Here is an 11,018-nt window from a genome sequence, read left to right on the forward strand (position 1 = left end):
CGACGCCGGAACGACTTGTCGACACATCGACCGGTCAGTGCATCAACAGATCCCTACGGTCGTGACGGTGCTCGTGACCGTGCTCGTGACCGTGCTCGGGGTCGTCGCGTACGACGTCGCCCGCGGTGCCGCCGCGCACGACGGGCCCGAGGCCCGAGCCTGAGGCCGTGGGTCGAGCCTGAGGCCGTGGGTCGACCGGCACCTGCGCGAGCGGGCGGGGCGGGTGGGGATGGCCGCCGACTCCAGCCGGCTGCGCCGCCGGGCGTTCGCCCGGATCTGCCCGGCGGAGGCGGTCGAGACGCGGGTCACCGACGCGGCGGCGGGCCGCACAGGCGCTGCACGCGTTCGAGGAGGCGGGGTTCCGGGCCGTCGTGGCGTGAGCGCCGCACACCGGGCCGGGTCCGGCCCGCGACCCTAGGCTGGCAGGCAGGACGACAGTACGCCGCCGGGCCAGGGAGGCTGCGATGGGCGGAACGGACGGGGAACACGGGGCCGCCGGGGACGATCGCGCCGCCGAACGCCACGGGCCCGCCGCGGAGCACGGGAGGGACGGGGCCGACGGGCACGATGGGGAGTCCGGGCAGGACGGGCGGGGCCACGGCCGGCGCTACGTACCGATCGCGGACCACGGACTGATCGGCGATCTGCGCACCGCGGCCCTGGTGGCGATCGACGGCACCATCGACTGGTACTGCTCCCCGTCCTTCGACGCGCCCAGCGTGTTCGCGGCCGTACTGGACGCCGACCGCGGCGGCTGCTTCGAGCTGGCGGCGGCAGTGCCGGCCCGCACGAAGCAGTTCTACTTCCCCGACACCAACGTACTGATCACCCGGTTCTACACCGCCGACGGCGTGGGTGAGGTGCAGGACTTCATGCCCGTCTCGGAGGACCCCGCCGAGATCGGCAGGCACCGGCTGATCCGGCGGGTGCTGTGCGTGCGCGGGACCATGCCGTTCCGGGTCCGGGTGGCGCCGCGCTTCGACTACGGCACCCGGCCGCACACCGTGCGCCCGCACGGCGACGTGACGGTGTTCGCGTCCGAGCGCCTGTCCCTCGGACTCACCTCGACCGTCCCCCTGACGCCCGACGGGGACGACGTCCGGGGGGAGTTCCGGCTCACCGAAGGCGGCACGGCGATCCTCGCCCTGGACCACCTGGCCGAGGGAGTGACGCCGCGTGGCTGCGCCCGGGAGGAGGCGGAGAGCGCGTTCGGCGCGACGGTGAGCTACTGGCGGCGCTGGCTGTCCTCCTCACGGTACCGGGGCCGCTGGCGGGAGATGGTGCACCGCTCGGCCCTCACCTTGAAGCTGCTCACCTACGCGCCGACCGGGGCGATCGTGGCCGCGCCGACCACCAGCCTGCCGGAGGACATCGGCGGGGAACGGAACTGGGACTACCGCTACGTCTGGGTGCGCGACGCGGCGTTCTGCGTGTACGCGCTGCTGCGGCTGGGGTTCTCGGAGGAGGCCAGGGCCTTCATGGGGTTCGTGTCCCGGCACATCAGCCCCGGGGACGGCGACCCGTCCGGCCCGCTGCAGATCATGTACGGCATCGACGGCCGCACCGACCTGACCGAGACCGAACTCGGCCACCTGGAGGGCCACCTGGGCTCGGCCCCCGTGCGGGTCGGCAACGCCGCCGCGGAGCAGTTGCAGCTCGACATCTACGGCGCGCTGATCGACTCGGTCTACCTGTACGACAAGTGGGCGGAACCCGTCTCCAGCGAGGAGTGGGACCACGTCTGCGCACTGGTGGAGTGGGTGTGCGGGCACTGGGACCAGCCGGACGAGGGGATCTGGGAGACCCGGGGCGGTCGCCGGAAGTTCCTGTACTCGCGGCTGATGTGCTGGGTGGCGATCGAGCGCGCCATCCGCATGGCCCACCGGCGGGGGCTGCCCGCCGACCTGCCTCGCTGGCAGGCGTGCCGGGACACGATCTACCGGCGGATCATGAGTCACGGCTGGTCGGAGCAGCAGGGTGCTTTCGTGCAGCACGAGGACGGGGTGGTGCTGGACGCCTCGGTCCTGATGATGCCGCTGACCAAGTTCATCGCGCCGACCGACCCGAAGTGGCTGCGCACCCTGGATTCGCTGACCGAGGACCTGGTGTCGGACTCGCTGGTGTACCGGTACGACCCCGGCCTCAGCCCCGACGGGCTGCGCGGCGGCGAGGGCACCTTCTCCATCTGCTCGTTCTGGTACGTGGAGGCGCTGACGCGGGCGGGGCGGCTGGACGAGGCGAGCCTCGCCTTCGAGAAGATGCTGACCTACGCCAACCATCTCGGCCTGTACGCCGAGCAGATCGGTCACACCGGCGAGCAGCAGGGCAACTTCCCGCAGGCGTTCACGCACCTGTCGCTGATCAGCGCCGCGTTCAACCTGGACCGGGCGCTGGGCTGACGGCCCGCGGCCCGGCCGCCGGCCCTCACGTGGGGGCAGGCCGACAGCGCTCTCGTCAGGGCCGGCCGGCGGAGGCCCGGGGGCTCCGGTGGTCCCGGGATGCGCCCCGGTGTTCCCATGTGGCGCCCGAAGGCGGGCTCGGGTGGCGCCCGAAGGCGGGCTCGGGTGGTCCCGGGGGCGGGCTCGGTGGCCCCGGTTGCGGAACCTGCCGGTCAGTGGCCGTGCCCGTCGGCGGGGTCGTGGTCCCCGCCCGGCGCGTCACTCCCGGAGTGTTCCGGATCCCCGGAGTGCCCCGGGGTCGTGCCGTCCGGGTCCGTGGTGCCGGGGTCGGGCGAGGCCGCGGGGGTGTCGGTGCGGGTGTCCGGGGTGCCCGCGTGCACCGTGAAGGCCGCGGTGCGCACGACGCCGTCGTGGCGGAAGTCCAGGAAGAGGCGGTAGCTGCCGCTGCTGGGTGCGGTGGCCGTGAAGGAGACCGCCGGTCCGGGCCTCGTCGTGCCGTCGCCGGGCTCGCCGTTCGGATGGACGTGCAGGTAGGCGAGGTCGCCGGAGCGCAGCGCGACCAGGTGGCCGTACGCCCCGAGGTAGGGCTGCAGGTCGGTGACGGGCCTGCCGTCCCGGGAGACGGTGAGTTCCAGCTCGCTCGCCCGGCCCGGGCGCAGGGTGCCGGTCAGCCGGACCTCGTAGCCGTCGACGCGGGCGGTGCTGTGGGCGCCGGGGAGGGCGAGCGGGCGGTAGGCGCCGGAGACGGCGAGGTCCGCGCCGAGGGTGAGACCGCGGGCGCCCTGCCGGGCCGGGGTGAAGTCGGCGAAGATCCGGTAGGCACCGGCCCGTGGGAGGTCCGCGGTGGTGGTCCAGGTGCCGTCGCCGGAGCGGACCAGGTGCAGGTGGCGGTAGGTCCGCAGGTCGCGGGAGGCCACGATGAGGTGGAGTTCCTTGTCGTGCTCGCGGCGGAACCGGGTGACCGTCCTGCCCTGCTCGTCGCGGACACGGAAGCGCAGTTCGGCCGGTTCCCCGGCCTCCGCGTGCGGCGTGTCCAGGTCGAGGGTGTAGCCCCGCTCGGAGATGTGCAGTCCACCGGCGGGGACGGTTCCGTGACCGCCGTGGCCGTCACCGTCGCCCCCCTCCGGGTGGCGCGAGGCGGAGGCGTGTCCCGCGTCGTGCTCGGGGGGCCGTTCCGCGACCGCCGGGTCCAGGCTCTGGCCGACGCCGTAGGCCGTGGTGAAGGCGGCGGCCAGAGCGGCGGCGAAGGCGGTGATCCTCAGTCCGGTGTTCATGGCCGTCTCTCCTCGGGATCGGCGCCGGGGTCCGCGTCGGGCCCCGGCTTCCACCCTTCGAGTGCATACCCCCTAGGGGTATAACGTCAAGTCGGATCCGCGACCGAATGGGTACGGGGCAGGGGTATGCCGACCAGCGCGGTGTCCTGCCGGTGTGGACCATGCGTACGGTGGGCACCTGGTGATTCCCGGCCCCCCGGCTCGGGTACGCCGAGCGCGCGGCCCCGTCCGCGCCCCCTGCTCACAGCCGCCAGCCACCACGGGAGAGACACAGATGAGCGAGCCGACCACCGGCGACCAGGACCTCACCCGTCCGCTCACCCGGCCCGTCACTCCCGCCGACGGGCTGCGCCGGGTCGCCTCCGCCGTCCTCGGCGATCTCCGGGCGGTGGACGGCGCCCTGTACGCGGCGGTCGCCGCCACACCCACCCCCACGCTCGACCGGACCCTGCGACGGCTGTCGCACGCGGCCGACCACTCCAAGATCTCCTTCGCCATCGCGGGCGCCCTCGCCCTGAGCGGTGCGCGCCCCCGCCGGGCCGCGCTGGCCGGCGTCGGCGCCGTCGCGGTGGCCTCCGCCTCGGCCAACCTGCTCGGCAAGCGGCTGGTGCACCGGGACCGGCCGGACCGGGAAGCCGCCCGGGTGACCGTGGACCGGCACGTGAAAATGCCGACGTCGGCGTCCTTCCCGTCCGGGCACACCGCATCGGCGGTCGCGTTCGCCACCGCCGTCGGCACGGTCCTGCCCGCCGCCTCGGTCCCCCTCGGCGCGCTCGCGGGCGCGGTCGGCTACTCCCGCGTGCACACGGGCGTCCACTACCCGGGGGACGTCGCCGCCGGCGCCGTCCTCGGCATCGCGAGCGCCGCCACCGCACTCGCCGTGGCCTCGGCCCGTCTCCCGGCGTCCTTCGGCTCCCGGCGGTTCCGGTGGGCGGGGCCGCGGGGCTGACCGACCGTCACGGGACACCGCCGGCGGCCCTCCCGACCCCGGCCCATGTCCCCCGCCCCCGCATTCGACCCGCCCCCGCATGGCTCCAGTCCCCGGTTCCGCCCATGACTCCAGCACCTGGCTCCGCCCGTCGGCTCCAGCCAGGCTCCGCTCGTCGGCTCCACTGGTCGGCTCCACTGGTCGGCCGGCTCCCCCGGCCGGCTCCGGCAGCTGGCTCCACCGATCGGCTCCCCCGCCCGGCTCCCACCCCGGCCCGTCTCCCCCGCTATGCCTCGCGCTCCCTCCGTCCGGCTCGGCCGGTCCCCCTCCCGTGGCCGCCGCCGCGGCACCCGCGACGCCGCCCTCCGGGTGAGCGGCCGGGCGCACGCGCCGGGCGGACCGGGGGCCGGGAGACGGGCCGTGCGGGGAGCCGTCCGGGGAGCCGTCCGCGGAAACGGGTACTGCCCGGGGCGAGGTTGCTCCCGGGCAGTACCGTGACGTCCGTCCGCGGCGCCGTCACACGAGGTGGGCGAAGACCACCAGGTTCTCGGTGTAGTCCTTGGCGGAGTGGTCGTAGTCGCCCGAGCAGGTGATGAGCCGGACCTGGGCGTCGGGGGTGTCGGCGTAGACCCGTTCGTCGGGGAAGTCGTCCTTGTCGAAGGACTCGGCGCCGTCGACCACGAAGGTGGCCGTGCGCCCGTCGGCCCGGACCACCTGGAACTTGTCCCCCTTCTCCAGTTCGCCGAGACGCGCGAACACGGCCGGGGACGTCTTGGTGTCCACGTGCCCGGCGATGATCGACGTGCCGAGTTCCCCCGGGGACACACCCTTCGCGAACCAGCCGACCAGGTTGGTGTCGTCGGCGGGCGGGGGTTCGAGCCGGCCGTCCTTGCCGATGGCGAGGTCGGTGAAGGGCGCGTCGACCTTGATGTCGGGGATGCGCAGCCGGGTCGGCTTCGACGGCGGCAGATGCTTGGGCGCCTCGGCGCTCGCGGACGGCTCGGGAGCGGTGGCCGTGGCGGTGGCGGTGGCGGAGACGGCGGGCGGGGCGTGCGGCACTTGGGCGTCGTCGGGGGGACTCTGCCGGCCGCCGAGCAGGCTCACCGCCAGCACCAGGGCAGCCGTGCCCCAGAACACCGCAGTCGTCACGGCGCGCAGTCGGCGTCTGGGCGGCCGTTCGTCGCTTGCGCGGGGGGACAGGGGGCTGGCTGCCATCGGAAGACCACCTCACTGGAACACGGCAGCGGACACATCGGGCGAACGGGCGAGCGGGGCCGCCGACGCGCTGGACACGCGTGCGGCGACCCCGGCTGCTATGTCATCGGGCATGGCTCACGCCACGCTTCCGGACGCCTTCTTGCGCCGCAGCGCGTAGGCACCCGTGCCGAGGACCGCCAGTGCGGCCAGGCCGGCGGCGCTGACGCCCGGTTCGGCCAGTCCGCCGCCACCGGTGTGCATGCCACCGCGCGGCTTCTCGTGCTTCCAGTCCTTGCCCTTGTCCTTGCCGCTCCAGGACTCCTCGCTCTGCGAGTCGCCGCCGTCCTTGCCCTTGTAGGTCTCCGGGTCGTGCTTCGGGTCCTTGGCGTTGCCCCAGTCCCCTTCGTTCACCGCGGCGAGAGCGCCACCGCCGGTGTGCATGCCGCCCTCCGGCTTGCTGTACTTGCCGTGCTTCTCGTGCTTGCTCTCCTCGTCGTGCTTGCCTCCCTTTTCGTGCTTGCTCTCCTTGTCGTACTCCTTGCTGGTGGAGGAGGACTTGTCGTGCTCCCAGTCACCCGTGTGGTCGGCGTAGGCTGCGGGCGCCGCGATCGCGAGGGCGGCGGTGGCCGTCGCGGTGGCGAGCACCAGGCGGGCAGAGCGCATCTGGACTTTCCTTCCGTCTCGGACGGGCTGCTGACTCCACGTCAGTACGAGGGACCCGGCCTCGACGTGAACCACCGTCAGTCAGGCCGTCCGCGCTCACCATCCGGGACGATCACACGGGTGAACGGCGCACCCGTCCGGGGGGACCCGGCAGCCGCCACCCGGGGGCCGGACGGCGCTGCCCCTTGCACTCGCGGGCCGCGGGACACGTCCCGCGACGGACCTCCGCCTGCGGTCGTGGAAGACCGCCACCCTTCTCCTCCACTCCGCTCTGCCCTTCTCCAACCCGCTCCGAGAGGGCCGCCGGCCGCTTGCCCGCGCGCCCGGGGCGCCCGTAGCCTGACTTTGTGCCGCTCATAAACAAAACCCGGCGGCAGCGTCTCGCGCCGGGTCCCGACCTCGTCCGCCTCCGTGTCGCCCTCACCGCGTTCTTCGCCCTCGACGGCTTCCTCTTCGCCGGCTGGGTGGTACGCATTCCCGCCATCAAGGCACAGACGGGCGCCTCCGCGAGCGACCTCGGCCTCGCGCTGCTGGGGGTCTCCGCCGGGGCCGTGGTCACCATGATGCTGACCGGCCGCCTCTGCCGCCGCTACGGCAGCCACCCCGTGACCGTCGCCTGCGCCGTCCTGCTCTCCCTGAGCATCGCCCTGCCGCCGCTCACCCACTCCGCCCTCGCGCTCGGCACCGTGCTGCTCCTCTTCGGCGCCGCGTACGGCGGGATCAGCGTCGCCTTCAACAGCGCCGCCGTCGACCTGGTGACCGCTCTGCGGCGGCCGGTCATGCCCAGCTTCCATGCCGCGTTCAGCCTCGGTGGCATGCTGGGCGCGGGAGTGGGCGCCCTGGTCGCCGGGTCCCTGTCGCCCACCGTGCACCTGTGGGGGCTGGCCCTGGTGGGGTTGGCGGTGACCGCCGTGGCCGGGCGGGTGCTGCTGCGCTGCGAACCGCCGGTCGCGGCACCGCCGGCCCGGCCCGCCGGGGAGTCCCCGTCCGGCCGCGACGGTCGCACCCGGGCCCTGGTCGTCGTCTTCGGGCTCATCGCGCTGTGCACGGCCTACGGAGAAGGGGCGCTGGCGGACTGGGGCGCCCTGCACCTGGAGGAGGACCTGGGAGCCTCGCCGGGCACGGCGGCACTCGGCTACTCCTGCTTCGCCCTCGCCATGACGGTCGGACGCCTCAGCGGCACCACCCTGCTGGAACGCCTGGGCCGCACCCCCACCCTGGTCGCGGGCGGCAGCACCGCCGCCCTCGGCATGCTGCTCGGGGCGCTCGCCCCCTCGGTGGGCCTCGCCCTCGCCGGTTACGCCGTCACCGGGCTCGGCCTGGCCAATCTGTTCCCCGTGGCCGTCGAACGGGCCGGTGCGCTGGCCGGCCCCAGCGGTGTCGCCACCGCCTCCACGCTCGGCTACGGCGGGATGCTCCTCGGCCCTCCGGCGATCGGCTTCATGGCCGACTGGTTCGGTCTGCCGTCCGCCCTCACCAGCGTGGCGCTGCTGGCCGCGGTCGCCACGGTGATCGCCTTCGCGACCCGCCGGGCGGGTGCATCACGACGGGATGTCCCCCGGGTGGGCTGATCGGCGGTCCGACGGGTGGGTACCCGAGGTCCGACGCCTGTTTGGAAACGAGTTCCGTCGCGTCGGGCTCCCGCCCGGTGAGGGCGCACGGCCCCCGGCCGGCCCGTCGCCCACCCGGCCCGTAGCCCGCCCGACCGACCACCCAGGGAGAGGGAGCAGCACTGTGAGCGAGCAGCAGCAGAACCCCACCGACCAGCACCCGACGCCCGACTTCCCGGCCCAGGACCAGCCGCACCCCGGTTGGACCGGCCCCATGGACCCGCCGCCGGACCACGGAGAGGACTCGTACCGCGGCACCGGGCGCCTCACCGACCGCAAGGCGGTGATCACCGGCGGGGATTCCGGCATCGGCCGGGCCGTGGCCCTGGCGTTCGCCCGGGAGGGGGCGGACGTGCTGTTCACCTACCTGGACAGCGAGAAGGAGGAGGCCGACGAGACCACTCGCTGGATCGAGGAGGCCGGGCGGCGGGCCGTGGCCGTCCCGTGCGACGTGCGCGAGGAGGAGAACTGCCGCGCGCTGATCGACCGGGCGGTGTCCGAGTTCGGCCGGATCGACATCCTGGTCAACAACGCCGCGTACCAGATGTCGCAGCCCGACGGCATCGAGGCGATCACCACCGAGCAGTTCGACCGGGTCGTGCGGACCAACCTCTACGGCATGTTCTGGCTGTGCAGGGAAGCCGTGCAGCACATCCCGGAGGGCGGCAGCATCATCAACTCCGCCTCCGTACAGGCCTACAAGCCCAGCCCGCACCTGCTCGACTACGCGACGACCAAGGGCGCCATCGTCACGTTCACCCAAGGGCTGGCGCAGATGCTGATCGAGCGCGGCATCCGCGTCAACGCCGTTGCTCCGGGCCCGGTGTGGACGCCGCTGATCCCGGCGACGCTCCCGGACACGACCGAGTTCGGCAAGCAGGCCCCCATCGGGCGGCCCGCGCAGCCCGCCGAGATGGCCCCGGCGTACGTCTTCCTGGCCTCCCAGGAAGCGTCCTTCATCACCGCCGAGATCGTCAACGCCACCGGGGGGACGCCGCTGCCGTAGGCCCGCCGTGCGGGTCGGGCCCGGGGCGCTGTGCGGGTCGGGCCCGGGGCCGTCGTGTAGGTCGGGCGCGGGGCCGCCGTAGGGGTCGGGCCAGCCCTGAGTCCGCCGTAGAGGTCGGGCCCGGGGTCCGCCGTAGGGGGTGGGTCGGGCTGCGGCAGCCGATCTCATGAGGGCAGGGCGCAGGGCCGGTGGGCGGAGTCAGGTCGCGAGCATGCGGGCGAGGACTGCGCGCTGGGCGGGGAGCACCTCGTCGTGCAGCGCGCGGCCCTTCGCCGTCAGCGAGACCCGCACCCCGCGGCGGTCCTCAGGGCACGCGTCACGGTCGACGAGTCCTTCACGCTCCAGCCGTGCGATGAGACGGGACAGCGCGCTCTGGGTGAGGTGGACCCGTTCCGATATCTGCTGGATCCGGAGGGTTCGGCGGTTCCGGGCGGAACCCTCGGCCAGTATGTCCAGCACCTCGAAGTCACTGGCGCACAAATGGTGTTCGTGCAACACGCGGTCGAGTTCACAGTGGGTGCGCGCATGCAGCGCCAGCATGTCCCGCCATTGTTGAACGAGCGCCTGTTCGGCCTGCTTCGCCGCCATGGCCCGCACCGTAGCAGAGGGGTACGGGCCTGCAGGGCGGACACTTGTCCGTATCCAGCCGGTCGCTGCGCCGGACGCGGGACGGCCCGTCGCCACCCGGCGTCGCGTGGTCGTCCGCGTCCCGCTCCCCGTGGTCCCGCTCCCGGTGCGGGTCCGCGCCTGCTGGTCCGCGTGCTGGTCTGCGTCTGCTAGTCCGCGTGCTGGTCTGCGTGCTGGTCTGCGGCGGCTGTGGCCCGCGACGTGCGGCCGGGCCGAACGCCCGGCCGGACCACGGCGTCAGCCCGCCGCCGACCCACCTGGGCAGGTTCAGGCGCCGTGCCTGCTCGCGCCCTGCTGCTTGTACACCAGGCCGACACTGTGGGCGAGTTGTCCGGCGGCATGCCGGAAGAACCGCTCGCGGTCCTCGACGATGCGGTTGAACTGGCCGAACAGCTCGAACCCGACCAGCCCGAAGAGCTGCGCCCAGGCCGCCACCATGGCGACGGCCACCTCGGGCGGCAGATCGGGCGCGAGGTCGGCGGCCAGCCGCTCCGCCTCGGGCCGCAGTTCGGCGGGAAGGGAAGGCTTGGCCAGACCGAGGCCCCGATGGGCTTCCCGGAGGATGCCGATGAGCACCAGTCCCACCCGGGACGCGGCCGCCACGGTGGTCCTGGGTGCCGTGTAGCCGGGGACCGGGGTGCCGTAGATCAGCGCGTACTCGTGCGGATGCGCGAGCGCCCAGCGGCGCACGCCCTCGCACACCGCGGTCCAGCGCCGCACCGGCCCGGCGTCCTCGGCCCCGGCGTGGGCCGCCTCCGCCGCCTCACCGATGGAGTCGTAGGCATCGATGATGAGCGCGGTCAGCAGGTCGTCACGGCTGGGGAAGTAGCGGTACAACGCGGACGAGGCCATGCCGAGTTCGCGGGCCACGGCGCGCAGGGACAGCTTGGTGGCGCCCTCCGCGGCCAACTGCGCTCGGGCCGTCTCCTTGATGGCCGCGGTGATCTCGATTCTGGCCCGGGCGCGGGCGCCTTGTGGCGTCGACGTACTCATGCAGGACAGTGTGACACCGCGTGAAGAGCACTGTGCACAACCGAGAGCACTGCACTCGAACGAGAGCGATGTACGCCACCCTCAGCGAACCCACCCGCCGGCCACCTCGTGTCATAGCGCCGTCCCGTGCGACACCCCACCGAACCAGCGACTGAGGACAAGCACACCCACCCAAAAGAGCACTGCTCACGCAGGTGCCCCTAGGTCACCGTCGTGGTCGTCCGGACTAGGAGTTGTCGTCAAATGTCACGCCCACATCAGCAGCGATGCGAGGGTGACGGCTGCTTGGTAGGACTCGGCGGTCTTGTCGTAGCGGGTGGC

The 11,018-nt window shown here is 73.5% G+C and carries 9 protein-coding genes; 4 read left to right on the forward strand and 5 right to left on the reverse strand.

The window, feature by feature from the left end:
* The first annotated feature begins 464 nt into the window (after positions 1-464).
* A complete protein-coding gene (locus AB0F01_RS26565; protein WP_362100640.1) occupies positions 465-2,399 on the forward strand; it encodes a glycoside hydrolase family 15 protein in 1,935 nt (644 codons plus the stop codon).
* Between the two features lie 212 nt (positions 2,400-2,611).
* Here the strand turns inward: AB0F01_RS26565 and AB0F01_RS26570 are convergent, their stop codons facing one another.
* Positions 2,612-3,673 (reverse strand): hypothetical protein, encoded by a 1,062-nt coding sequence (locus tag AB0F01_RS26570; RefSeq protein ID WP_362100643.1) that lies wholly within the window; start codon positions 3,671-3,673, stop codon positions 2,612-2,614.
* Positions 3,674-3,947: 274 nt separating this feature from the next.
* On the opposite strand from AB0F01_RS26570, the gene AB0F01_RS26575 reads away from it, so the two are divergent.
* On the forward strand, positions 3,948-4,622 hold the full coding sequence (locus AB0F01_RS26575; RefSeq protein WP_362100646.1) for a phosphatase PAP2 family protein: 675 nt from the start codon (positions 3,948-3,950) through the stop codon (positions 4,620-4,622).
* A gap of 495 nt (positions 4,623-5,117) precedes the next feature.
* Here the strand turns inward: AB0F01_RS26575 and AB0F01_RS26580 are convergent, their stop codons facing one another.
* Positions 5,118-5,759 (reverse strand): class F sortase, encoded by a 642-nt coding sequence (locus AB0F01_RS26580; RefSeq protein WP_362100696.1) that lies wholly within the window; start codon positions 5,757-5,759, stop codon positions 5,118-5,120.
* A gap of 174 nt (positions 5,760-5,933) precedes the next feature.
* Positions 5,934-6,461, reverse strand: coding sequence for a hypothetical protein (locus tag AB0F01_RS26585; protein ID WP_362100649.1), 528 nt, complete (start codon positions 6,459-6,461; stop codon positions 5,934-5,936).
* 347 nt (positions 6,462-6,808) lie between these two features.
* On the opposite strand from AB0F01_RS26585, the gene AB0F01_RS26590 reads away from it, so the two are divergent.
* The gene (locus AB0F01_RS26590) at positions 6,809-8,032 is read left to right on the forward strand and encodes an MFS transporter (protein WP_362100652.1); all 1,224 of its coding nucleotides are present in this window, start codon (positions 6,809-6,811) and stop codon (positions 8,030-8,032) included.
* Between the two features lie 163 nt (positions 8,033-8,195).
* Complete coding sequence (locus AB0F01_RS26595) at positions 8,196-9,077, forward strand: SDR family oxidoreductase (protein ID WP_362100655.1); 882 nt, start codon at positions 8,196-8,198, stop codon at positions 9,075-9,077.
* A 198-nt stretch (positions 9,078-9,275) separates the two neighbouring features.
* On the opposite strand, the gene AB0F01_RS26600 is transcribed toward AB0F01_RS26595, so the two are convergent.
* Both AB0F01_RS26600 and AB0F01_RS26605 read right to left on the reverse strand, forming a co-directional pair.
* On the reverse strand, positions 9,276-9,665 hold the full coding sequence (locus tag AB0F01_RS26600) for a MarR family transcriptional regulator (RefSeq protein WP_362100658.1): 390 nt from the start codon (positions 9,663-9,665) through the stop codon (positions 9,276-9,278).
* A 306-nt stretch (positions 9,666-9,971) separates the two neighbouring features.
* Positions 9,972-10,697 (reverse strand): TetR/AcrR family transcriptional regulator, encoded by a 726-nt coding sequence (locus AB0F01_RS26605; RefSeq protein WP_362100661.1) that lies wholly within the window; start codon positions 10,695-10,697, stop codon positions 9,972-9,974.
* Between the last annotated feature and the right edge of the window lie 321 nt (positions 10,698-11,018).

This window comes from Streptomyces sp. NPDC029526, assembly GCF_040637405.1.
In the GTDB taxonomy this organism is placed as follows: domain Bacteria; phylum Actinomycetota; class Actinomycetes; order Streptomycetales; family Streptomycetaceae; genus Streptomyces.